16 protein-coding genes are annotated in these 25,060 nt (G+C 66.8%); 8 read left to right on the top strand and 8 right to left on the bottom strand.

Features of this window, described 5'->3' with window-relative positions; translation table 11 throughout:
• Together C7401_RS44985 and C7401_RS16175 are read left to right on the top strand one after the other, a co-directional pair.
• A partial coding sequence (locus C7401_RS44985) for a beta strand repeat-containing protein (protein WP_181565590.1) occupies positions 1-5,277 on the top strand: 5,277 nt, incomplete at its 5' end.
• A 104-nt stretch (positions 5,278-5,381) separates the two neighbouring features.
• The gene (locus tag C7401_RS16175; RefSeq protein ID WP_112172420.1) at positions 5,382-5,579 is read left to right on the top strand and encodes a DUF6447 family protein; all 198 of its coding nucleotides are present in this window, start codon (positions 5,382-5,384) and stop codon (positions 5,577-5,579) included.
• A gap of 600 nt (positions 5,580-6,179) precedes the next feature.
• On the opposite strand, the gene C7401_RS16180 is transcribed toward C7401_RS16175, so the two are convergent.
• The 4 genes from C7401_RS16180 to C7401_RS16195 all read right to left on the bottom strand — a co-directional run bounded on the left by C7401_RS16180 (position 6,180) and on the right by C7401_RS16195 (position 11,562).
• Positions 6,180-6,509: a hypothetical protein gene (locus tag C7401_RS16180; RefSeq protein ID WP_112172421.1), complete on the bottom strand. Its 330-nt coding sequence runs from the start codon at positions 6,507-6,509 to the stop codon at positions 6,180-6,182.
• A gap of 359 nt (positions 6,510-6,868) precedes the next feature.
• The gene (locus C7401_RS16185; RefSeq protein ID WP_258397097.1) at positions 6,869-8,353 is read right to left on the bottom strand and encodes a TolC family outer membrane protein; all 1,485 of its coding nucleotides are present in this window, start codon (positions 8,351-8,353) and stop codon (positions 6,869-6,871) included.
• A 1-nt stretch (position 8,354) separates the two neighbouring features.
• The gene (locus C7401_RS16190; protein ID WP_112172422.1) at positions 8,355-9,719 is read right to left on the bottom strand and encodes an HlyD family type I secretion periplasmic adaptor subunit; all 1,365 of its coding nucleotides are present in this window, start codon (positions 9,717-9,719) and stop codon (positions 8,355-8,357) included.
• Positions 9,720-9,735: 16 nt separating this feature from the next.
• Positions 9,736-11,562 carry a type I secretion system permease/ATPase gene (locus C7401_RS16195; protein WP_112172423.1) on the bottom strand — a complete coding sequence of 609 codons (1,827 nt, stop codon included), beginning with the start codon at positions 11,560-11,562 and terminating at the stop codon, positions 9,736-9,738.
• Positions 11,563-11,787: 225 nt separating this feature from the next.
• Here C7401_RS16195 and C7401_RS16200 point away from each other — a divergent pair, with 225 nt between their 5' ends.
• Genes C7401_RS16200 through C7401_RS16225 form a run of 6 tightly spaced genes read left to right on the top strand, consistent with a single transcriptional unit; the run spans position 11,788 to position 19,923 of the window.
• A complete protein-coding gene (locus C7401_RS16200) occupies positions 11,788-13,017 on the top strand; it encodes a glycosyltransferase family 4 protein (protein ID WP_112172424.1) in 1,230 nt (409 codons plus the stop codon).
• Between the two features lie 57 nt (positions 13,018-13,074).
• Positions 13,075-13,857, top strand: coding sequence for an ABC transporter permease (locus C7401_RS16205; RefSeq protein ID WP_112172425.1), 783 nt, complete (start codon positions 13,075-13,077; stop codon positions 13,855-13,857).
• Positions 13,854-15,110 (top strand): ABC transporter ATP-binding protein, encoded by a 1,257-nt coding sequence (locus C7401_RS16210; RefSeq protein ID WP_112172426.1) that lies wholly within the window; start codon positions 13,854-13,856, stop codon positions 15,108-15,110. The genes C7401_RS16205 and C7401_RS16210 overlap by 4 nt, the downstream gene beginning before the upstream one ends.
• On the top strand, positions 15,107-16,432 hold the full coding sequence (locus tag C7401_RS16215; RefSeq protein WP_112172427.1) for a methyltransferase domain-containing protein: 1,326 nt from the start codon (positions 15,107-15,109) through the stop codon (positions 16,430-16,432). The genes C7401_RS16210 and C7401_RS16215 overlap by 4 nt, the downstream gene beginning before the upstream one ends.
• On the top strand, positions 16,429-17,463 hold the full coding sequence (locus C7401_RS16220) for a glycosyltransferase family 4 protein (protein WP_112172428.1): 1,035 nt from the start codon (positions 16,429-16,431) through the stop codon (positions 17,461-17,463). The genes C7401_RS16215 and C7401_RS16220 overlap by 4 nt, the downstream gene beginning before the upstream one ends.
• A gap of 6 nt (positions 17,464-17,469) precedes the next feature.
• Complete coding sequence (locus C7401_RS16225; RefSeq protein WP_112172429.1) at positions 17,470-19,923, top strand: glycosyltransferase family 4 protein; 2,454 nt, start codon at positions 17,470-17,472, stop codon at positions 19,921-19,923.
• A gap of 48 nt (positions 19,924-19,971) precedes the next feature.
• On the opposite strand, the gene C7401_RS16230 is transcribed toward C7401_RS16225, so the two are convergent.
• The 4 genes from C7401_RS16230 to C7401_RS16245 all read right to left on the bottom strand — a co-directional run bounded on the left by C7401_RS16230 (position 19,972) and on the right by C7401_RS16245 (position 25,017).
• Entirely contained in the window at positions 19,972-20,226 is a 255-nt protein-coding gene (locus C7401_RS16230) for a hypothetical protein (protein ID WP_112172430.1), read from the bottom strand.
• Between the two features lie 123 nt (positions 20,227-20,349).
• On the bottom strand, positions 20,350-21,813 hold the full coding sequence (locus C7401_RS16235; protein ID WP_146757932.1) for a tetratricopeptide repeat protein: 1,464 nt from the start codon (positions 21,811-21,813) through the stop codon (positions 20,350-20,352).
• Positions 21,800-23,686: a CHASE2 domain-containing protein gene (locus C7401_RS16240; RefSeq protein WP_112172432.1), complete on the bottom strand. Its 1,887-nt coding sequence runs from the start codon at positions 23,684-23,686 to the stop codon at positions 21,800-21,802. The genes C7401_RS16235 and C7401_RS16240 overlap by 14 nt, the downstream gene beginning before the upstream one ends.
• Positions 23,674-25,017, bottom strand: coding sequence for a FecR family protein (locus tag C7401_RS16245; protein WP_258397098.1), 1,344 nt, complete (start codon positions 25,015-25,017; stop codon positions 23,674-23,676). Before C7401_RS16245 ends, C7401_RS16240 begins: the two co-directional genes overlap by 13 nt.
• Positions 25,018-25,060: the final 43 nt, after the last annotated feature.

Raw genomic sequence — 25,060 nt, forward strand, 5'->3', positions numbered from 1 at the left:
TCGAACATCCAGAACGTTGTTCTGCAAACGGCCGGCAACGCTGGCGGTACGGCATCGTTCGACACGTCGAATATCTCGGGCGTGACGAACCTGACCGTCAAGTCGGCGGGTAACGGCGAAGACAACGTCAAGGCAGCCGCGACGACGAACATCAACGTTACGCACCTGAGCACGCAGGATGGTGGCTTGGACGCAGGCGTCGTTGTCGCAGGCGGCAACAACGTTACGGTGAACACCGCGGCTGGCAACGTCGATGTCGGCAACACGACCATCGCCAACGTCAATCCGACTGGCGCGGTCAATGTGACCGCAGCGAATACCGGCACGGTCAACGTGTTTGGCGGCACGACGGTTACCGTCAACGACGCAGGCCAGAACAGCACGGTGAACGTTGGCGTCAACGGCACTGCCGTTTCGCCGTCGGAGCCGACCGGCGCAGTCTCGGTCAATGCAACGGGTTCGGGCACCACGGTCAACGTGTTCGGCGGCACTGACGTGTCGGTCAGCACCGTTGGCGGTAACGCAGTGGACGCCGGTGGCGTCAATATCGGCGGTGTCGCAGCCAACACGGTCTACGCACCGACCGGCAATGTGACGGTGAACGTCAACGAAGCCAAGGCATACGCAAAAGACTACCTCACGGGCGTGACGTCGGGTTACCAGTCGAACGTAAGCGTCCTGGGTGGCGCGAACGTCTCGGTGACGACGAACGCAGGCAACGTGACCATCGGCGGCATCGCTGTGGACGCAGCAGGCAAGCTCCTCGCTGGCGAAAACGCGACCGGCACGGTTACCGTGACGGAAACCAGCAACGTCAGCCGCGTGAACGTTTATGGCGGCACGGACGTGACCGTCAACGCAGCAGGCGGTGCAGTGCACGTCGGCAATGTTGCAGGCACGGTTGTGGCGACCCCGAGCGGCGCCGTCACCATCAACAACACGGCTTCGGCTGCATACGACGGCATCGTCAACACCAACAACGGCTTCGTCGCCGTTGAAGGCGGCACGGACGTCAACGTCACGACCAACGCAGGCGGCGTGCGCGTCGGCTCGTCGAGCGGCACGGCAGGTGCGCAACCGACCGGCAGCGTCACGGTGACGGATACGACGGCGGGCTTCGTCGGCGTGTTTGGCGGTTCGGACGTGACGGTCAGCTCGGCTGGCGGCCTCGTTATCGTCGGCAACGACAACGCAGGCGCAAGCACGAAGGGCGACGTTTCGGTTACGCAGTCGGCTGTCGAGACCGGCGGCCAGTACACGAACAACTCGGCTGTCAACGTTGCTGGCGGCGACAATGTCACGGTCAACACGACTGGCGGCAATGTTACGGTTGGCTCGGAAGCGACCCCGACGACGGGCGCAGTGTCGATCACCGACACGTATGTCGGCTACAACGTCGACAACTTCACCGTTGTTGGCGGCACGACCGTGGCGATTACGACGACGGCAACCGACGGCGACATCGACGTCGGCAACGTGACGGCAGTCATCGACTCGGTCACGGGCGCGCTCAAGAACGCCAGCGACTACGCTTCGGGCAACGTCACGATCGTCAACGAATCGAAGGCAGGCACGTCGGCTGCTGGCGCCTCGAACGTCTACGGCACGGGCGACACGAGCGTCACGACCAACGGCGCAACGTCGGTCTCGATCACGGGCGGCGAAAGCGCGACCATCACCGACATCCAGACCCAACTGACGAAGGGCGTTAGCACGCTCTCGAACGTCACGCTGGACCACGTCGAAGGCAATTCCACGATCACGTCGGATGCGCTCACGTCGCTGACGGTGCTCAATGGTATTTCGGGCTACGAATACACCATCGACAACACCACGAAGGGTCACGACCTCTCGCTGACGATCGGCGGCGACGCACCGGTGTTCGGCGTCGACACGATCATCGACACGACGGCTGGCGCGGTTACCCTGGCTGACAACGGTGTTGCATCGGGCCGCGTCGACCTGCAACTCGACACGGCAACGAGCGTCACGGTCAACACGACGGCTGCGGTCAACCTCACCGTCGATGCAGGCGCGAACCTGACCACGGTTACGCTGAACAACACCGCCGCTCTGAACCTGTCGGTTGACGGCGCAACGAGCCTCGCATCGATCGACGCGAGCGCGGCAACGGGTGGCGTGACTGTCGAAGTCGACCCGACCCTGACGAGCTTCAAGGGCGGCGCAGGCAATGACGTCGTCACGATCGATTCGAACAGCCTGCTCCACGCTGACGAAACGACGTACAGCACGATCTCGGGTGGCGCTGGCAACAACACGCTGGTGGCGAACTACGCAGCTCAAACGACCGATACGGCGCTGGGCAGCAACTCGCACATCTCGGGCTTCACGACGCTGGCTCTGGGTGAGAGCGCCAAGTCGGACAACCACACTGGCTCGGTCTATGTGGCTGGCACGCCGACTGTGACGGGTGTTGCTCAGGTCTCGACGATTACGTTTGACCAGGTAACCTACAACACTGATGGCAACGTCAGCGAAGACGTCTATTTCACGATCACCGTCGGGGCGAACGTATACAACATCTCGCCGGCCATCTCGACGGGTGAAACCGCCGCAGCGCTTGCTTCTGCTGTCGCATCGGCGATTCTGAGCCAAGGTATCCAAGGGTTCAGCGTTGGCGTTTCGAACGGCGTGGTCACGGTGACGGGTCCGGCAAACGGCACCGCGTTCTCGATCAGCACCCCGGTGATTCTGGCTGGCAGCGGCGACCTGCCGCCGACCGTCGCGACCCCGACCGCGCCTGTCGCGGCTGTCACCGGCACGCCGGCAGACGCAAGCTACGACGCTTCGGGCTTCACGGCTCTGCAAGTCGGCCAGACGACGGGCGACGTGGCATTCACGAAGGTTGCTGCGGGCACGACGCTTGACGTCACGGCTTCGCAAGGCAACGGCGCGATCGTCAACTACCTGCTGGCTAACTCGACCGGTTCCAAGGACGCTCTGTCCCTGACGGTTGGCGTGGACGGCGCAGCAGGTTCGAACGGCGTGACGACCACCGTTGCGACGACCGGCATCGAAACGCTGAACATCACGAGCGAAGGCGCTGCGAAGAGCCTGAACACCGTGACGATCGGCGACACGGGCGCGACGAGCATCGTCCTGAACGGCGACGCTAACATCGCCCTGACGCTGAAGACCGACAACCTCGGCGCGTCCGCGACCGGTGTGACGAAGGTCGACGCTTCGGCAGCTACGGGTGCAGTCAACCTGAGCGGCGTGGAACTCTCGTCGACGGGCTCGACCGTCACGGGCGGCGCTGGTCTGCTGACCGTTGCTGGTGGCGCGGATTCGGGTCACAGCGACGTGATCACCACGGGCACGGGTGGCGGCGTCATCACCATCGGCGACGGTGGCAACTGGACCGGCGCCGCTTACGGCGCAGGTTCGGAAACCGTGGACCTCACGGCATCGGCTTCGGCAGTGGACACGCTGGTTGTCGGCGAAAACACCGTCGCAACGTTCAATGGTTCGACCGGTGGCGTGAAGGGCTTCGAGATCACCTCGAGCGCGAAGACGACCGACCGCCTGGCCATCGTTTCGTCGGGTAGCGCTGTCAACGTCGTGGCTAACGCCGCATTGCAGAACGCGTCGGTCGCTGGCCTGGCATACACGATCTCCAATGGCATCGTGACCTTCAGCGGCGCCGGTACGCACAACATCAACGAGTTCAGCGCAACGGATCTGATCGCAGCAGCGCAAGCGATCGCTTCGGGTGCCTGGGCGCTTGGTTCGGCTACGGTGCTCGCGTTTGTCGCAGGCGGCAATACGTACGTTGTTTCGGCAGAAGGCAATGCCTTGAATGACACGTCGGTGACCGAACTGGTCGGCGTGACGGGCGTCGCTGGCTTCGGTACGACGGCTGCTGGCAACACGATCGTGCTGGCCAACACTGTCACCTCCGAAACCAACGTGCTGGACGTGGCAACGGTCGGCGCCAAGACGCTGTCGTACGACGAAACCGGCTTTGCGCGTGCAGTGCTGAACACGACGTCGGTTGACGTAGCGGCAACCTCGGTTTCGCTCTCGAACCTGGCCGCATCGGCCGTGCTCGAAGTGAACGCCGATCTGTCGAACGTCGCAGTTTCGACGACGCAACTCGGTACCTCGGGTTCGGACAGCCTGTCGATCCAGTTCGACTCGGCCGAAACGATCAAGAGCCTGACCGTGAGCGGCGACAACGCCCTCGCGATCCACACGAGCGGTGCTGACGTCATCACGACGCTGACCGACGCGACCAACACCGTGGCAAGCATCACCGTCGACGGCGCCGGCTCGCTGTCGATCGCCACGCTGACCGACACGGCGCTCAAGTCGTTCGACGCAAGCCACCTCGTTGGCACGCTGGCCCTGACGGCTTCGCAAGACGGCCTGACGATCCTGGGTTCCGTCGCTGGCGACGTGATCAAGGCAACCGGCGCGGCGGATACGATCACCGTTGGTTCGGCGACTGCCGCGGCAATCGGTGCAGTGTCGATCACCGCAAGCGGCGCAGCTGACGCGATCTCGCTCACGACGCAGTCGGCCGTGTCGACGAATCACGTCATCCAGGCGGCCGGTGCAGGCGACACGATCACGCTCAACGGCGGTCACTTCGACAACGTGTACCTCGGCGGCACGGTCAACGGCAGCAATGTCGCGACCACGGCGCTTGGTCATGGCGATACGCTGAACCTGTTCGGCACCGCCACGGATAGCGTGTGGCTCGGCGGCAGCTCGACCGTGAACCTTGGTTCGGCAACGAACTACTTCGGTGGCACGGCCAACCTGTCGGTGCAGGGCGATGTGACGGGTGCAGCGTCGAGCGGCAGCTTCGCGCAAACGCTGATCAACGTGAACAACGCTGACGCGACTGTGAACCTGGCGTTCAACAACGCTACGACGTACGAAGGTCTGGCTGGCAACTCGGCTACCGCTGCACAGGTGAACGTCGCTTCGGCTACGTCGCTGTCGCAGGCTCTCGATCTGGCGATCAAGCAGGCGCTCGTGACGGACTACCAGGCGAACGGCTCGTCGCACGTTTCGCTGGTCAACGGTGTGCTCGAACTGAACGCCAACACGGGTCTCGTGTCGACGTTCCAGTACGCTGGCAACACGTACGTGGTGGAAGCGGTCAACAACACGAACGCGGCAGCTGCTCACGCAGCGCTCGGCGCGAACGACGTTGTGGTCGAAATCACGGGTACGTCGACGGTGTCGAGCGTGGGCTTCAGCGGTCACACGCTGAGCGCACACCTCAACGCTGGCTCCCCTGCCTAAGTCTGAGTAGCACTCCAGTCGTACCGTAGTGCCTCAAACCCCGCTCCCTCGCAAGAGGGGCGGGGTTTTTTCAAATCAGCACCCATCGTTTTGAGTATCCGGAAATGAGCACGATCATCATCGACGACATCGCTTACGATCTCACCGCCTTGAGCGAGGCCGCGAAGCAGCAACTCACGAACGTGCAGGCGGCCGACGCCGAAATCCAGCGCCTGCAAGCACAACTGGCCATCGCAACGACAGCGCGCGCCGCTTACGCTCGCGCGCTGAAGAACGCGCTGCCCGCGGCGGTATCGCACTGAGCCCGATCGAGGCTTCAGCGCCTCGATGCGAAGCCCTGCAAGCACATGCCAGTGCTCAAAAAAAGCCAGTCCGTGAACCGGCAATTGTGAGATAAATCACAGCGCTGAATTAAGGACGCCATGATAATCATGCGTGTCAACACCTCCCGGCCCCTGTACTTTTTAGTTCATCCGGGAGTTCAGCGCCGAGCATGGCTCGGCGCTGCTTTTCCATGCGCCATCCATTGAGCCCGGGGCACGCAGCCACGCGACGTGCCGGGCCGCGCGCGCTTCTCTCGGCTCTTCCGCACTGGCCTCGAGCACAACGGCGGAGGAGCTTTTGCGTCGGGCTTATGCCCGGCGCCTTTTCCCTTTGAACTGATCAGGTATGCAAAACGTTTGCGCGCGCGTAAGCGGCAAGCGTGGCGTCTGCATATCGTCGGATGGGGTGGGGGGAATGGCCGTAAGAGGCGGCGCGGCCTGCGTCGCCTAGGCCCGCTACGGCAGGTCGTAGGCGGCGTGCGCTTGCGCCCGCTCCGGGGCGCCGCGTGAACTCAAAAGAGGGGTATTTGCTGCGGTGTGCCCGCGTTGCGCGGGCGCGATGTTGCGCGCCCGGGGAGATCAGTTGCCCACGAGCCCGTACGCGCCCAATGCGAAATGATTCGACATCGGATCGGTGTCTTCGGCCTCGCCTTGAAACGCCGCATAGCCGCCAAAACCATCGGCGTTGTCACGCGCGGCAGCGCCACCGCCCAGGCTCGCGATCGCGGCGCAACCCTCCAGCGCTGCCTTCAGGTCCTCGATCAGCTCCGCCGCGCTCCCGCTTGGCAGCAGGAAGCGCCGGGTAATGCAGCGCGCTTCCTCGTCCTCGCTGTTCGACCGCATGACGAGCGAGACACTGACATGATCCGGCGTATGAGCCTGCTCGATCGTCCATTCGGCGACCAGCATTTCGGAGCCCGGCTTTCTGCTGCGTGCCGGCTTTCTCTTGGCGCGTGACCCGATCGTCATAGTTGTCGTTGCTTGCATGTGGTGGGCGCTCGCGGCGCCATGATAAGGACTACGCGGATATGCGCATTGGTGGGAAATTTATCGTAACCAGATCAGTGCGGCTGTGCGGTAGAGCACAATTTGAAGAATCGGGCGGCTATGGGGCAGGTTTTGGCGGTCTGCGCCAGCCAAAAGAAAATCCCCTGCAAACAGGGCGTTTGCAGGGGATTGCGATGGAGCCGAGGGCTCCGGTCGTGCGGTCGGCGGGAGCGGCGCGTGGGTGAGCCTGGCGGCTCGCGAGGCGCCTTTGCCGCGCTAGATCACTTCACGCTGACGATCGTCGGCATATGCGCCGGGTTCGCTTTCGAGAGCGCGCCCGCGCCGTCCGGGCGGAACCAGTCCGCGAGCACGTACAGGTCCTGCTCGTTCAGGATGCCGGCTGCGCGCTTGAGTTGCAGGCTTGCGATCATGTACTGGTAGCGGGCTCTCGCCAGGTCGCGCTTGGACTGGTAGAGCTGCTGCGTGGCGGTCAGGACGTCGACGTTGGTACGCACGCCCGCGTCCACGCTCTTGCGCGTCGCGGTGATCTGGAGCGTGGCGGATTCCACCGCTTTTTCCAGCGCCTGGATACGCGTCATGCTGCTGTTGCACAGGTTGTACTGCTTGCGCAGTTCGAGCAGCACCTTGTTCGTCTTGTCGCGCAAGTCGTCCTGGGCGTGATCGTAGTTCGCGCTTGCCTGTTCGGTGCTCGCCTTGACCATGCCGCCCGAGTAGAGCGGAATCGTGATTTCGATACCCGCCTGCTTCGTGAAATAGCGCTGGCCGATCGTGTCGAGCGAGTTCGACTGGTTCTTGCCGATGCTCGCCACGAGGTCGACGTGCGGGTAGTAGCCCGCGCGCGCAACCTGCATCTGCTGGCGCGCGGCTTCGACCGAGTGGCGCTGGGCGATCAGGTCGGAGTTGCTGTCGAGCGCGATGTCACGCCACTGGTCGAAACCGGCGGGCGAGGGCAGCGTCGGCTCGAAATGCTCGCTCAACCGGTCGAGGCCCGCCACGTCGAGCGTCGCGCTCAGCCCCGTGATGGCTTCGAGCGCGTGCGCGCTGTTGTCCAGGTTGTCCTGGGCGTCGGCGAGGTCGGCACGCGAGATTTCGAGCTTCGAGTTCGTTTCGAGAATATCCGTGCGCGTGCCCTGGCCGTTCTTGAACTGTGCCTCGTTGCTGGCGAGCTGCGCCTCGAAGGTCTTTTGCTGTGCGGTCGCGAGCGCCACCTGATCGAGCGCGAACAGCGTGTCCGTGTACGCGCTCAGCACGCGCACCAGCAGGTCTTCGCTCTTGCCCATGAACACGGCGTCGCTGGCGAGCGCGGCGGCTTTGCCGTAGCGATAGCGCGCGATGCCTTCGAGGTTGATGATCGGCTGGCGCACCTGCACGCTGGCCGAATACGCGTGGTACACGTTGTACGACGACGGGGGGCCGCTGGTCTCCCCGAGGTAGGTCGTGTTGGTCCAGTCGCGATAGGTCCCATACGAAGCCGACAGGTTGGGCAGCAGGTACGAGCGGCCGATCGCCACGTTGGCGTCGCCGGCGCGTTTGTCCGCCATCGCGCCTGCGAACTCGGGGTCGTGTTCGAGCGCCGCCTGGTAGGCGTCGACGATGCCGATCGCGTGCGCCGCCTGCATCGCGCCGAGCGCGAGCGCGACGGCCACGCCGAGGCGCGCGAGCGTCGGGCGGGCGCCGTTTGCCTGCGTGGCGCGCGCACGTTCCCTGCGGGCCGCGGCCCGCGTCTTGATTGCCTGGTCGCGCACGTCAGTCCTCCGAAAGTGCCGAATGGGCGCGATCGATGACCGGTTTGAGCAGGTAGCTCATCAGCGAGCGCTGGCCCGCGTTGATGAACACCTCAACGGGCATGCCGGGCCGCACGTCCAGGTGGCCGAGCATCTTCATGCCTTCGGGCGTCACCTTGGCGCGTACGCGGTAGTAGGGTTGTCCGGTGTGATCGTTCACGAGGCGGTCGGCCGAGATGAACGTGAGCTTGCCGGGAATGCGCGGGGTGCTGTTCTGGTTGAACGCGGTGAACATCATCTCCACGGGCAAGCCTTGCTTGACCTTGTCGACGAGGTTCACGGGCAGCTCGCCTTCGGCTTCGAGCGGCTCGCCGCTCGGCACCACTTCCATGAGCTTCGCGCCGGCCGCCACCACGCCGCCGTTGGTGAACACGTTCACGCCTACCACCGTGCCGTCCACGGGCGAGCGCACTTCGGCGTTCGCGAGTTCGAAGTCGCTCGCGTCGAGCTTGCTGCGCAGCGCTTCGGAGTCGCGCTGGATGTCGGTCAGCTGCGTGCGGACTTCCTTCATGTAGTCGTCCTGCTGCTGGAGCATGCGCAGGCGCGTTTCGGCGATCTGGCTCGCCAGTTGTCCGCTTGCGCCGACCTGGCCGGAGATTTCGCCGTCGAGGCGCGCGCTGTCGCGTTCGAGATCCTGCAAGCGCGTGCGCGGCGCATAGCCTTCGTCCGCGAGCTTGCGCATGCCGTCGAGCTGGCTCGTCAGCGCTTTTTGCTCGGCGAGCTTGTAGGTGCGGCTCTGGCCGTTCGCCGCGAGCTGGGCGCTGTAGCCCGCCGCGGTTTCGCGCAGCGCGGCGGTCGCCGATTGCAGCGCGAGGCGGCGGCTTTGCAGCAGTTGCGTTTGCAACTGCATGTCGTCGACGACCTGCTGGTTGTGGTTCTTCGCGGCTTCGAGCAGCTCCGGTGCGAACGTGATGGTCTTCGCGCCCGTGGCCTCGGCGGTGAGGCGGCTGCGCACGGCCAGCTCGCTCAGGTATTGCGCGCGTACCGAGTCGGCCTGTGCGCGCACCTGCACGTCGTTCATCTTCACGAGCACCTGGCCGGCCTTCACCTGGTCGCCGTCCTGCACGAGGATCTCGCTGATGATGCCGCCGGTGGGGTGCTGGATTTCCTTGCGGTTGCCCGTGACCACCACGGTGCCTTCCACCGGCACGCCCTTGCTGAGCGGCGCGAACGTGGCCCACAGCAGCGAGCCGCAGATGCCTACGAGCACGATGGTCCAGCCAATCTTGACGTAGCGGGTTTCGTCGGTATTGAGCGTGGGCGGCAGCGCGGTGCCGAGCACCTCGAGCGCGGGCGCCGCGGCTTTCTTGTTTGCGGAATTGAACATGGAATGACTCTGCGGATCAGGCCGGGACTTCGGCGTCCTTGTCGATGGAGGCGTTGCCCGCGGGCTTGGCCTGCTGCTGGGCGGTTTGCGCGGTTTGCGCGGCTTGTGCGGCCTGGGCCGCTTGTGCCGCTTGCGCCGCCGCTGCCTGCGCGGCCGCCTGCGGCTGCTGGATCGCAGCGAGCACGTGCGCCGTCGGGCCGAAGAGGCGCAGTTGCCCTTCCACGAGCAGCATGAGCTTGGTCGTCGCCGCGATGATGTTGGTGCGGTGCGTGATCAGCACGACGGTGCGGCCGGCGGCGCGCAGGTTGTCGATCGCGTGCTTGAGCGCGGCCTCGCCGACTTCGTCGAGGTTGGAGTTCGGTTCGTCGAGCACGATCAGCGAGGGGCTGCCATACAGCGCGCGGGCGAGGCCGATGCGCTGCTTCTGGCCGCCGGAGAGGCCGGCGCCGCGGTCGCCCACGAGCGTGTCGTAGCCATTGGGCAAGCGCAGGATCATGTCGTGGACGCCCGCGAGCCGCGCCGCTTCGACGATCTTTTCCGCGTCTATCTGGCCGAAGCGCGCGATGTTCTCCGCGATCGAGCCGCCGAACAGTTCGATGTCCTGCGGAAGGTAGCCGATATGCGGGCCGAGCTGATCCTTGTCCCACTGGTAGATGTCTGCGCCGTCCAGGCGCACGGTGCCGACGAGGGCCGGCCACACGCCCACCATGAGGCGCGCGAGCGTCGACTTGCCCGAGGCGCTGGGTCCGATGATGCCGACGATGTCGCCCGCATCGATCGAGAACGTCAGGCCTTGCAGCACCGGTACGCGCGTGCCGGGCGGCGCGGCGGTGACGCCTTCGAAGTTCACGCGTCCTTCCGGCGCGGGCAGGCTCATGCCGATACGGCGCGCGGGATTCTCGTCGAGCAGGTCGACCAGGCGGTCGTAGGCGCTTTTCACGCCGCTCCACTGACGCCACACGCCAATCACCAGTTCGAGCGGGCTGAGCGCGCGGCCCATCAGGATCGAGCCCGCGATCATCATGCCGGGCGAGACCTTGCCGTCGATGGCGAGCAGCGCGCCCACGCCGAGCACGAGCGACTGGAGCGAAATACGCACGAACTTCGTCACGTTGCCGATCAGCGCCGCTTTCTCGCTTGCTTCGGCCTGCTGAAGAAGGAAGCCGGTGTTCAGCTTCGACCAGCGCGACATCAGCGTCGGCAGCATGCCCATCGCCTCGATCACTTCGGCGTTGCGCAGGTTGCTGGTGGCGAGCGCCGTGGAGCGCAGCGACATCTGCTGGGCTTCGGCGAGCGGGCGCTTCGTCATGCGCTCGTTCACGATCGCGAGTGCGACGAGCAGCGCCGAGCCGCACAGCGCGAACAGGCCGAGCCACACGTTGAAGATGAAGATGACGATCAGATAGACCGGGAACCACGGCGCGTCGAAGAACGCGAAGAGGCCGTTGCCGGTCACGAACTGGCGGATCGTCGTGAGGTCGTTGAGCGGCTGGCTTGCCGCCACGCCCTTTTGCTTGAGATTGGTTTCGAACGCCGCGGTGTAGACGCGCGCGTTCAGGTGCATGTCGATCTTGCCGCCCACGCGGATCACGACAAAGCTGCGCACGTATTCGAGTGCGCTCATGAGTGCGAACATGCCGATCATCATGAGCGTCAGCATGAGCAGCGTGATGCCGTTTCGGCTTGGCAGCACCCGGTCGTAGACCTGCAACATGTAGAGCGACGGCACCAGCATGAGCAGGTTGATGAGCATGCTGAAGACACCGACTGTGCGGAATACCTTGCGGTAACCGAGCAGTGCCTGGACGATCTCGTTCGTCGGTAGCTTGATCTTTTTATCCATCTTTCCGTTACCGATATCGCGCACGGCCCCCCGCCCGCGATTCAGCCCTAAAATTGCCCGCCCTGTGGTGCAACTGGTCTCTCAGGCGGTGTCGTCCCCGTGATGACGGCGCCCATTCTGAGTGATCGCCTGGCCGTCGAATGTGATGGCCGTCACATCAAACGGCCTAATCTCGCCCGATACTGGCGCAGCCTTGGCGCACAGACAAAATCAGAAAATTCAGGTATGAGCGAAACATTCACGGCGGACGCGCCGCTCGAGATCGCGATGGGCGGGCGAGCACTGCTAACACCGCTTACGGGGATCGGGCAATACGCTTCGCATCTGGCTCGCGAGTTCGTGGAACGCGGGCACAGCCTGCGGCTTTTCTACGGCACGCACTGGTCCTCGACGATCGCGGGCGGGCAGGCCCAGGCCCAAAGCACGGCCGCATCGGCCGCATCCGGCGCGCCGCTCGCCGGCGCCTCGGTGCGCACGTCGTTCGCGGGTGCGGTCAAGCGCTTTGCGCGCGCCTACGTGCCCGGCGTTTACCGCTTCATGCCGCATGTCGAGCAGTACCGCTTCGACTCGGGGCTGCGCCGCCAGCGCACGCCGCAGGTCTATCACGATCCGAATTTCATTCCGTTCCGTTTTCGCGGGCCGACCGTGACCACGGTGCACGATGTGTCGTGGGTGCGTCACCCGGAGTGCCATCCCGCGCACCGGCTCGCACATCTGCGCGCGAATTTTCCGCGCGCGCTGCGTCACGCCGACCGCGTGATCGTCGTCTCGGAGTTCGTGAAGCAGGAGCTCATGGCGTGCTTTCCCGTCGATGAAAGCCGGATCGACGTGGTCTACAACGGCGTGACGGAGCGTTTCCGTCCGCATACGCGCGCCGAGACCGCCGACGTGCTCGCGCGCTACGACCTCACGCACGGCGGCTATTTCGCCGCGGTCGGCACGCTCGAGCCGCGCAAGAATCTCCAGACGGCGCTTGCCGCGCACCTGCGCCTGCCGCAGGCGGTGCGCCGCACGATGCCGCTCGCGCTGATCGGCGTGGAAGGCTGGCTCACCGACTCGCTGCACGCGGCGCTCTCGGCCTCGCTCGCCGACGGCACCGTGCGCAAGCTCGGCTACGTGAGCGACGACGACATTCCCGCCTTGACGGCGGGGGCGCGCGCCATTGTCTATCCGTCGATCTACGAGGGCTTCGGCCTGCCGGTGCTGGAGGCGATGGCCTCGGGCGTGCCGGCGCTGTGCTCGACGGCGCCCGCGCTGCGCGAAGTGGCCGGTCCGGCCGCGCTCTTTTGCGAGCCCGCCGACGTGGAAGGATTTACCGAAGCGATGCGCGAGCTGATCGACGACGACGCGCTCTGCGCGCGCCTGGGCGCCGCAGGCGCCGAGCGCGCGCGCCGGTTCAGCTGGTCGCGCACGGCAACCGAGACGCTGGCCGTCTACCGCAAGGTGGTGAACTGAAACTGCGCTGAAACCGCATGCGGTGGCGCCGTCGCCACCGCGCATCCGAACCAAGACATGAACGATTTCAGGACCCGTCTCGTCCACATCTGGCTGCTCTCGCGCCAGGACCTCGTGGACCGGCACCGCGAGAACGCGCTCGGCGCGGCATGGCTGGTGCTTCAACCGCTCGCGTTCATCGTGCTGTTCAGCACGGTGTTCTCGCGCTTCATGCGTGCGCGCCTCGGCGCGGACACCGATCCGTATCTCTACACCGTGTACCTGATCGGCGGCATGCTCATGTGGAACATGTTCGCCAATATCCTGAGCCGCGTGACGCCGGTCTACGGCGAGAAGTCGCATCTGATCCGCAAGATCTCCGTCGATCTCTGGACCATGCCGCTTCACGTGGTCGTGGCCGAGTGGGTGGTCTACGCGATCACGATGGCGTTCTTCACCGTGTTCCTGCTGATCGTCGGGCATCCCATCGGCGCGTCGTGGTTGACGCTGCCGCTCATCGCCTTGCTGCTGAGCGGCTTCGCCTACGGCGTGGGCATCGTGCTCGCCACGCTCAACGTGTTTCTGCCCGATATCCGCAACGTGCTCGGCATCGTGTTGCAGTTCGGCTTCTGGCTCACGCCGGTCGTCTATCTCGCGAGCATCCTGCCGCCGTGGGCGGCGCGCGCCATGCACCTGAGCCCGATCTTCTGGGCCGTGGACTCGGTGCACGGCGTCGTGGTCTGGGGGCAGTGGCCGCAGATCAAGGAGCTCGTCGCGCTGTGCGGCGCGGCGCTCGTCATGCTCGCCATCGCGCGCTGGATGCTCGCGCGCCTCGAATCCGAAATGAGGGACACGCTATGACCACCGAGATCGCACAAGGCGCGCCGGTGCTGAAAGTCGAGCATGTCTCGAAGCAGTTCCGCATCTACAAGCGCACCTCGGACCGGCTCGTGGAGGGCCTGTTCAAGCGTCAGCGCCATCGCGTGCACAAAGCGCTCGACGATATTTCGTTCGAGTTGCGGCAAGGCGAGGCGATCGGCGTGCTCGGCCAGAACGGCGCGGGCAAGTCCACGCTGCTCAAGCTCGTGAGCGGCGTGCTCACGCCCGACGCGGGCACGATCGAGCGCAACGGCCGCATCACCGGCCTGCTGGAGCTGGGCACGGGCTTCGACGGCAAGCTCACGGGCCGCCAGAACATTGCCGTCAATGCGCGCCTTATCGGCATGACGGGCGAGGAGATCGCGGAGCGCTTCGACTCGATCGTCGCGTTCTCGGAACTCGGCGACTTCATTGACGCGCCCGTGCGCACCTATTCCTCGGGCATGGTGATGCGTCTGGGCTTCGCTGTGGCGATCCATGCCGACCCGGTGTGCTTCATCGTGGACGAGGCGCTCGCCGTGGGCGACGCGCGCTTTCAGCAGAAGTGCCTCAAGCGCATCAAGGAATTCCGCGACCGTGGCGGCTCGATCCTCTACGTCTCGCACGACATCAACTCGGTGAAGCTGCTGTGCGACCGCGCGCTGCTGCTCGCGCACGGCCGCATCGACTACGACGGCGAGCCCGACCAGGCCGCGCAGAACTATTATCGCCATATCGCGGGCGTGGAAGCCGACTCACAGCGCGAGTCCGCGCTGCACGAGGGCGATTACGGCGCGCTGCGCACGCGCATCGCGAGCGTTTCGATGGCCAACCGTTTCGGCGCGGGCACGCGCTTCGCCTCGGGCGAGCCGGTCACGATCGACGTGGAGTGCGAATCGGACCAGGATGCGTCGCTCACCGTGGGTATCCTTCTGCGCGACCGTTTTGGCCAGGACGTATTCGGCACCAACACCGCGCTGCTCGAAGCGCCGGTGCGTTTCACGAGCGGCACGCGTGCGGTGTGCCGCTTCACGCTGCCGCTGAATTTCGCGCCCGGCAAATACACCTTGACCGTCGCCATTCATTCCGACGAAACGCATGTGCACGACTGCCAGCACTGGTGGGACAACGCCGCGAGCTTCGAGATCGCCGGTTTTCTCCACACGCAGTTCTCGGGGCTTTGCTATGTTCCGGTCGACTTCGAACAGCATGCCGCCGTGCCGGCCTCACTGAATCCAGTTGAAGAAATTCTATGACTAGTGCCGTACTCAACGATCTGATCGCGCGCGTCAAAGCCGAAGCGGCGGTGCACGCGCAACGCGCCGAAGCGGCGCAGCCGGGCGGCTCGCCCCATGCGAATACGCAGGCGCCTGCGCACGGCGCTCACGCGCCCGCGCCCGTCAGCCTCGGCGACGATCCGTTCATGATCGGGACCGACGACGAATTCATCGACAGCGTGTATCGCCGCGTGCTGCACCGCGAAGCCGACGATTCCGGCCGCGCCAACTACCGCAAGCAGCTTGCCGCCGGCGGCAGCCGTCTCGCCATTACCGGCAAGCTGCGGCTGTCGGCCGAAGGACGGCGCGCCGGCGTGCCGCTTGGCCGCGTGAAGCAGGGCGTGGCCGCCGCGCTCGTGCAGATCGGGCTCGGCAAGCTCGGCCTCGGCGCGCTGGGCGCCGCGCTCACGCGCCGCATGGACGCGCGCGCGACGAGCGCGGAGCTCGTGCAGGTCGGCCCGACGCTCTACCGGCACGCGAAATATCTCGAGCAGCACGCGCGCCACCTCGAACGCCGTTTGCAGCAGCACGACGCGGCACTCGCGGGGCACGGCCAGCGCATCGACGAACTGCAAGCGCTCGTGACACCCGTGCCGCCGGTGCCGCCCGAGGTCATCGACGAGTATTACCTCGCGTTCGAGGACGCCAACCGCGGCTCGCGCGAGGAAATCCTCAAGAAGCTTTCGATCTACGATTCGTGGGTCGGCCAGCGCGTGGTGTCGCGCGAGGGCCTGAAGCACGACGTGGTCGATGTGGGCTGCGGGCGCGGCGAATGGCTCTCGTTCGTGCGCGATCGCGGCAAGTCGGCGATCGGCGTGGACGCCAACCGCGTGATGACCGACTCGTGCCTGAAGGACGGCCTGAACGCGCGCTGCGTGGATGCGCTCACGTTCCTGCGCAGCTTGCCCACGGGGTCGGTGGGCGCCGTGACGGGCTTTCATATCATCGAGCACCTGCCGTTCGACTATCTCTACGCCGTGGTGCAGGAATGCCACCGCGTGCTGGCCGAGGGCGGCTCGGTGCTGTTCGAAACGCCGAACCCGGAAAACGTGCTGGTGGGCAGCCACACCTTCTATCACGACTTCACGCACCGCAATCCGGTCACGCCCACGGCCATCTCCTTCCTGCTCAAGCATCACGGCTTCGGCGACATCGACATCATCCGTAGCAGCCCGTATCCGCACGAGGCCAAGGTGCCCGGCGACGATCCGCTCACCGAGCGCGTGAACGGCCATCTGTGCGGCCCGCAGGACTACGCCGTGACCGGCACGAAGGGCGCACCGCAAGAGGCCGACGCGTGAAGATCCTCGTTACGGCCAATCTCGTGCCGTTCATGCATGGCGGCGCGAACTATCACATCGCGGGCGTGGTGAACGCGCTCCAGGCGGCGGGGCACGAAGTCGAGCTGCTGCGCCTGCCGTTTCGCTTTTCGCCCGAAGCGGACATCGTGCGCGCCATGACGCACGCGAGCGAAATCGACCTGATCCAGCCCAACGGCGTGACGATCGATCAGGTCGTGAGCCTCCAGTTTCCGGGCTATGGCGTGGCGCACCCCGATCATCGCGTGTGGGTCATGCATCAGCATCGCGCGGTGTACGAGCTGTACGACGCCGCCCAGGCCACGCCCGAGCTTGCGGACCTGCGCGAGCGCGTGATCGCCTTCGACAACCGCGTGCTGCGCGCGGCGAAGGCGGTGTTCGCCAACTCGCGGCGCGTGGCCGAGCGCCTGCGCGAATTCAACGACGTGGGCGCGAAGCCGCTTTATCATCCACCCACCCAGGCCGAGCAGTTCTACTGCGAAGACGCGCTCGACTATGTGTTCTTCCCGAGCCGGCTCGAAACGCTCAAGCGTCAGCACCTCGTGATCGAAGCCGCGCGCCACATGCGCTCGTCGCTGAAGATCGTGCTCGCCGGCGACGGCGGCCAGCGCGGCGCGCTTGCGCAGTTGATCGAGCGTCATGGCGTGGGCGATCGCGTCGCGCTGATCGGCCATATCAGCGAAGCCGAGAAGCGCGCGTTTTACGCGCGCGCGCAGGCCGTGGTGTTCCCGGCCTTCGACGAGGACTACGGCTACATCACGCTCGAAGCGATGCTCTCGGGCAAGCCCGTGGTCACCTGCACCGACTCGGGCGGCCCGCTCGAATTTGTGCGCCACGACGACACGGGCTGGGTGGAAGCGCCCGACGCGCAGGCGCTGGCCGCGCGCTTCGACTGGATTGCCGCCAACGCACGCAAGAGCGCCGACGCGGGCCGCCGCGCCCGCGACGCCTATGCGAGCGCAGGCATCACATGGGATCGCGTCGTCGAGACGCTGACCCGTTCATACGATTGATCAGCCATGAAAATCTGTGTCGTTGCGCCCAGCCCGGTCCCGTTCGTGATCGGCGGCGCGGAAAATCTCTGGTGGGGCCTCGTGGAGGCGCTCAACGCGCGCCCAGGCGTGCTCGCCGAACTGCTCAAGCTGCCGAGCCCCGAGCGCAACATGGGCGAGCTGCTGGCGAGCTACCGCCGCTTTTCGGAGCTGGACCTGAGCCACTTCGACATGGTGATCAGCACCAAGTATCCGGCCTGGGCGATCCGCCATCCGAATCACGTGGTCTATCTCCAGCACACGCTGCGCGGGCTGTACGACTGCTACCCGCCGGACATGCCGACGAAGGTCGATCCCGAAGCGCTGCGCGCGCTCGGCATGCCGCCGCGCATCGTCGAAGCGCTCGTGAACTATCGCGCGAATGATGTCGAGTTCGACGAGCTGATCGACGCGCTCGACGCCGCGTTCCGCCGCGACCCCGCCTCGCCGTGCTGGGCGTTCCCCGGCCCCGTGTCGCGCGCCGTGATCCGCCTGCTCGACGCGGTGGCGATGCGTACCGACAAGATCGCCCACTACGCCGCGATTTCCGACGTGGTGGCCGCGCGCGACGGCTATTTCCCGAAGAACGTGAAAGTGGCGGTTCACCACCATCCCACGGGTCTGAAGGGCCTGGGCGACGGGCCGCAGGAAACCATCTTCAGCGCGAGCCGGCTCGATCCGGCCAAGCGCATCGATCTCATCATCGAAGGCTACAAGGCGAGCGGACTCGGCCCCGACGTGCCGCTGCACATCGCGGGCGGCGGCCCGGACGAGGCGCGCCTGCGCGCCGCCGCGGGCGACCATCCGGGCATCCGTTTCCTCGGCCGCGTGCCCGAGGCGCAACTCGTGCAGGAATATGCACGCGCGATCTGCGTGCCGTTCGTGCCGCGCGACGAGGACTACGGCCTCATCACGCTCGAGGCGATGCTGTGCGCGAAGCCCGTGATCGCCACGACCGATTCGGGCGGCCCGACCGAGCTGCTCGAAGACGGCAAAACCGGCCTCATCGTGCCGACCAGCGCGGCGGCCATCGGCCGCGCCATGCGCCGCCTGTGCGACGACCGCGCCGCCGCCGCCGAAATGGGGCGCCTCGCGCAAGCGCGCGCACGCCAGCTCGACTGGAACGCGCTATGCGACGCGCTCGTGCTCGCGCCGCGTAATTCGCCGGGGTTCGCCGCCGCGCAAGCCGCGAACGCCGAGGCGACCAGCCGCCCGGCTGCGCCCGCCGTGGTCACGCAGCCCGCGAAGCCGCTGATCGGCGTGCTCAACACCTACCCGATCGCGCCCGTGGTGAGCGGCGGCAAGCTGCGCCTTTTCGGCCTCTATTCGCGTCTCGCCGATCAGTTCGACGTGCATTTCATCAACCTCACCGGCAGCCGCGACGCGGCGAGCGTGCGCACGCTCGCGCCGGGCTTCACCGAGGAGCTGGTGCCGAAATCCCCGGCGCTGGAGCGCGAAGAGTGGCACATGCAGGACATGCTCGGCGCGACGGTGGAAGACCTCGCGGCGGCACTCTATCCCGCGAGCGCGCCGCGCTGGCTCGAGGCGATCGACGCGCTCGCGCGCCGCAGCGACGTGATGGTGTGCTCGCACCCGTACACGCTGCCCGCGCTGCGCGAAGTGTTTTCCGGCCCGTTCGTCTACGAGGCGCACAACGTGGAGGCCGACCTCAAGGCCGACATCTACGGCACGCACCAGTGGGCGATCGACCGCGTGTTCGAACTGGAGCGCCGCGCGGTGCGCGAGGCCGCGCTCGTGAGCGCGTGCTCGCCGCAGGATCTCGCGCGCTTGCAGGCGCTTTACGGCGATGCTGACGACCCGCGCTTCGGCCAGGGCATCGTGGTGGCCAACGGCATCGACGTCGGCAACACGCCGTTTCGCGAAGCGGAGCGCGTGGCGCGCCGCCGCCGCGAGCTGGGCGTGGATCAGCCGCTCGCGCTTTTCATGGGCAGCGCGCACGGTCCCAACATCGACGCCGCGCGCGTCGTGATCGAGGCCGCCGCGCAAATGCCCGACGTGCATTTCCTGCTGCTGGGTTCGGTGTGCGGCGAAGTGCGCCAGTGGGAGCGCACGGCGAACGTCGGTTTCGCGGGCGTGGTCAGCGACGCGGAAAAGGCGGCCTGGCTCGACGTGTGCGACATCGGCCTGAATCCGGTCGTGTCGGGTTCTGGCACCAATCTCAAGCTGATCGAATACGCGGCGGCCGGCGTGCCCGTGGTGAGCACGGAGTTCGGCGTGCGGGGCATCGGCTTCGAAGACGGGCAGCAGTACGTGCGGGCCACGGGCGAAGATTTCGCGCTGGGCATTCGCACCATGCTCGGGCTGGCGGCGGACGACCGCGAGGCGCTCAAGCGCCGGGCGCGCAGCTGGGTGGAAGCGAACGGGGACTGGCAGTCGATCGCGCGCACTTACGCGCAATCGCTCACGCAACTGCTCGCGTGAGGATGACGCCGGGCGCGCCGCAACGGCGCGTCCGGCACACGTTGCGGATCAGAGGAAGAGGTGTGCGGGCAGCACCGCGTCGGTCTGGCCGACGATCGTGACTTCGGGCGCGCTGGCGGGGGCGGCCGAAGCGGCCGCAAGCTCGGCGGCGGGCAGCGCGGCTTCGCCATGCGTGAGGCCGTGCAGCAGCGCGTCGAGCGAGTCGTACGACTGGTTCAGGAACCCGTGGGCCTCGAAGCTGATCGATTCGTCCTGCGCGGCGGGCGCTGCCTGCGGCGTGGACGACGTGACGGGTTGGGTCATGGCTATTCGCTCCATTGAATCAGTCCGCGATTTTATCGCTTTACGGCGGTGCGCACACGCGTTTTCAATTCACCGCGCCCTTTGCCACATTCCGTGACCGGCGTTAGCCGCCACTCACCGCCGCTAGTACTTCCACGAGACGCCCACCGATCCTTCGCGCACGCTGTATGAAAACGGCTCGATCGAGTCGGAGATGCGCTGCGCGAGAAAGCGCGTGTAGAGCGACCAGTGCTGCGTGAGCGGATAGGCGTATTGCAGCGAGACGGCCTGCATCGTCTGGTTCTGGATCGTCGAGCCGAAAAATACCGGGTCGTAGGCGGTGGAGTCGATCAGCGTGCGGCGCTGGAGGACGGCCTCGAACTGCCCGTAGCGGCCGACGTCGTAGTCGAGCGCGAGCCACGCGGTGTAGCCGTGGCGCGCCGCGCCGGGGCGGCTGCCCGAGGGCGCTTCCCAAACCGGTCCCGCGAATAGCTGCACGGTCGTGCGCGCGCCGATGCGCGCCTGCATTGCCGCGCGCAGCTCGAAGCGCACGCCGTTGTAGAGCGAATTGCCGGGGTAGCTCGTGTAGGTCGCCGTGAAATCCACGCCCGCGCGCGCGAGCGAGCTACGGAACGCCGCCGGCGGCGTCCAGTAGCCGGTGTGCCAGGACACGTCGCTCTGGTAGAGCCGGGAGCCGAGCCAGAACACGTCGGCGGCGGCCTGGTTCTCGATGGTGCCGTGGCCGAACGTGTACTGGTGCGCCGCGCCGATGCTCGCAATGCGCTGGTCATAGTCGTGCAGGTCGCGGTACTGGCGCTGCGTGAGCCCGGCGAACAGCGTGAGGCCGGGCACGAAGCGTACCGGCAACTCGCCCTGGAGCGACGATTCGAGGAACTGGTCGCTGTGCGCGAGACTGGAGGGCGCCAGGATGAGGGCGTGCAGGGGGGCGGTGTCGGCAAACGTGACGTTCGGGTCCGACGGGCCGAAATTCGCGTTGGACGTCACGCCCGCGCGCACGCTCGCGATCAGTTGCGGCTTGCGCGCGCTCGGCACGCAGGTGTTGGTCTTGTAGACCTGGATCAGCTTCTCGATGGCGGGCGGCACCTTGTAGCTCGATTCGATGCGCGCGAGCGTCTGGCGCGTCAGGTCGCGCTCGCCGAGCTGGCATTGAAGCAGGGCGGCTTCGAGCAGCGCGCCCGCGCGGCGCGGATCGCGCGCAACGAGTTCGTCGAGCAGTTCGAGCGCCTGCTGGGCGTGCCCCGCCGCCATTTCCGCATTGGCCTGCGCCTCCAGGTCGTCGTTGATGACGTCCTGCATGCCGGCGTCCGGTTGCGCGGCATCGGGTGGCGTCGCGTCCGCGGGCGCCGCCGCGACCGGCGGCAGCGCGGCCGGCCGCGCAATGGGCGGGGCGATCGGCGTGGTGATGGGTGGAGCCGGTGCCGGTGCCGTGATCTGGCCGGTGCCTGGCCCGGCGTCGGTCTGCTGCGCGAAGGCTCCCGGCGCACCGGCCAGCAGTGCGCCGCCGCCCAGCGCGAGCGCGGCGGCGAGGCGCACGGCGGGCGGCAATGCCCGGACACGCAAACGGTGGAACCGGTCAGCAGACGGCATCGAGCATCGCTTCGGCTTCGTCGAGGACGAACAGCCGCTCGGGGGCTTCGCGACCGCGCAGCGTCACTTCGGAGACCATCTTCAGCGGATAGCCGGCGGCGAGGCGCGCCGTTTCCTGGCCCACGAGCAGGTCGGTCTTCGCCGTGCGCGCGTATTCCTGAAGGCGCGCGGCCACGTTCACCGCATCGCCGATCACCGTATAGGACTGGCGCGAGGTCGAGCCCAGTTCGCCGGTCATCGCACTGCCGCTGTTCACGCCGATGCGCACGCGCAGCGCGCGCCCGTGCGGCAGCGCCGTCGCCTCGCGGTTGATGGCGGCCACTTCGCGCAGCATCGCCTGCGCGCAGTCGAGCGCGCGGCGCGCGTGATCGGGCTGTTCGAGCGGCGCGCCCCAGAACGCCATCAAGGCGTCGCCCATGTACTTGTCCAGCGTGCCTTCGGTGTCGTACACGCATTGCGTGAGACGCGTGAGCACGACCTCGGTCATCGCGACGAGCTGCTCGGGCGGCATCTGCTCGGCCAGCATCGTGTAGCCCTCGATGTCGGCGAACAGCACGGTGATCTGGCGGCGCTGCGGCTTGAGCGCGTTCTGGTCGGCGCGGCGCATGATGTGGCGCAGCACCGACTGCGGCAGATACTGGCTGAAGCGGCGCTCGAATGCGCGCATCGCGACGAGCGAGGCGATCCATTCGAGCGGCGCCTGCACGAAGACGAACACGAAGGCGGGGACGAGCGGCAGCGCGATCTGGTCGGCGGGCAGCTCGCGCAGCCAGAGCAGCGCCGCGAGCCACAACGCGGTGGTTGCGGCCGCAACGGGCAAGGTGAGCGCGGCGCGGCGCAGGCGCGAGAGCCCGGCGAGCAGCGCGAGCGTGACGACGGCCCAGGCGAGCGGCAGCCAGCGCGCGAACGCGAGGTGCGAAGCGGTGGGCGCCGCGTCCGTCAGGTCGAGCAGGGCGTCGAGCAACTCGGCGTGCACCACCATGGCGGGCAGCCACGGGTCGATGGGCGCGGCGATATGGTCGTTCAGGCCGAGCGCCGACGACCCCACCACCACATAGCGGCCGCGCAGCAGCGAAGCGGGCGCCTTGCCCGCGAGCACGTCGACGGCGGGCACGACATCGTAGGTGGCGGCGGTGCGCCGAAACGGCACGTGAAAGAGACCGTCCGCAACGCCGGGCAGCGCGGCGGGGTCGGGCGGGGTGGCGGCGCGCTTGCCGCCGCTGCCGCACGCGAGCAACTGCCACGCGAACATCGGATAGACGTGGTCGCCATAGCGGATCAGCGGCGCGACGTCGCGCACGACGCCGTCGGGGTCGGTGTGCGGACTCACGTGGCCGACACACAGACCCGGCTCGGAAAAGAAGTTGCCCACGAAACCACTGGCAACGGGCATCGGCCCGGCAGGCTCGCGCACCGCCAGCGCGCCGCCGATCTGGCCCACGCGCGGCGGGTGATCGGTGGTCGCGAAGCTGAAGGTTTGCGCGAACACGAGCGGGTAGTGGCGCGCGACGTCGAGCAGGGCCGCGTCGTCGTCGGGCTGGCTCGCTTCGGGAAACAGGATATCGAGACCGACCGGGCGCGTGCCGTACTGCGTGAACAGCGTGCGCACGAGCTGTGCAATGAGCGCGCGCGGCCACGGCCACGGGCCGACCGCTTCGATCGAATGCTCGTCGATGTCGACCAGCACGACGCGCGTGTCGGGCGTGGCGAGCAGCGTGTGCGTCTGCCGCCAGTCGTCGAGCGCGTAGCCGAGCCGCTCATAGAGCGGCGGCGCGCCCACGCGCGCCGCCAGCAGGCAAATCGCCAGAAGGGTCAGTCCGAAAATCGCGAGGCGCAGGCGGTCGAGTCGGGAAAGGCGAACTACCTCGACCACAACGTGGCTCCCGCCAGCGACTGGTTGTTGCTCAGGTTCTGATTGAAGATGTAGCCCGCCTGCGTGACGTTCTTGCCGGCGAGCGCGCCGATCACGGCGGCGGGCGCGGCCACGTCCCAGTTGAGGATGCCGCCCTTGAGCACGTCGCCGTACGACGAAACCTTGTAGGTGCTGCCGTTCACGCTCGCTTGCAGGCTCGTGGTGAACCGGTTCGTGCCGAAGTCGACCGCGAGCGCGCCGTTGCTGAGCGATGCGGCCGTGGCGACGCCCGTCGTGTTGTTGATCAGGTAGGCCGCGGAATTGGCGGCGTCCAGCGTGAAATTGAGCACGCCTTGCTGCGGCAGCACCATGTCGGTTTGCGGGCTGCGCACGAGCGTGAACGGCTTGAGATAGCCGATGTAGTCCTTACCCTGCTCGAGCGTCGCGAGCGAGGAGTCGGCGGGCAGGTTCGCAAGCGGCGTGAAGCGGCCCCAGAAAATCTGCTGGGCTTCGGTCGTCTGCGCCGGCGGCGTGATCGAGGTGCTGGGCGAGGTCGGTGTCGTCGCGGGCGGCGTCGCGGGCGTCGAGGTCGCAGGCGCCGAACTCGATGAGTCGGTTGGCGTGGTCGCCGGCGTGAGCGGCAACGTCAACTCCACGGGCACGACGCCCGGATCGACGTGCGTCACCGCCACGGCCGCGCGCGCCGCGCTGTCCTCGGCCTTCTGGCCCGCGCCTTCGGTCGTGAGCGGCGTGAGGCGCGTGTCGAGCACGACGGGATGCGCGCTGCCGCGCGTGACTTGCAAGGCCTTGTCGCTCAGGTCCGCGAAAAGCTGCGCCGCGTTCGTGCCCTCGCAGGGGCCCGCGCCGCTCGACGCGCACGCGCCGCCAAGCGGCGTCATGACGATGCCGCCCGAGCGCACGGAAGCGCTCGTGACGTTTGCGTTGGTGAATACGGTGAAGTCGGTGCCGCGCACGCCCAGTGCCGCGACCGGCGTGTTCATGCGGTAGTGGTCGCGCGCGGCCTGCGCGCCCTTGCCGGAGATTTCGCGCACCACGCCGCGATGCAGCGTGAGCTTGATGACGGTGCGCTCGGGCGCGCTCGCGTCGTAGTCATAGCGCTCGATGCTCAGCGACGAATTCGGCCGCACGCTGATGAAGCCGTGATCGACGGTCGTGACATAGACGTAGCCGTCGGCGCTGGTTTCGATCGTGTCGCCCACCGCGAGGCTCGCGCCCGAGGCGAGCGCGCTCGTGCCGCGCGCGTTCGCGACGCTCGCGTGCCCCACGACGACGACGGCCTTGCCCGCCGCGCTTGCCGCGGCTACGGCGGCGCTTGCCTCTGGCGCCGGCAAGTTCGTCCTATCCCTCTGGTCCTTCTGGTCCGACTGGGTCGTT

This window comes from Paraburkholderia unamae (genome assembly GCF_003268775.1).
Lineage (GTDB): Bacteria > Pseudomonadota > Gammaproteobacteria > Burkholderiales > Burkholderiaceae > Paraburkholderia > Paraburkholderia unamae.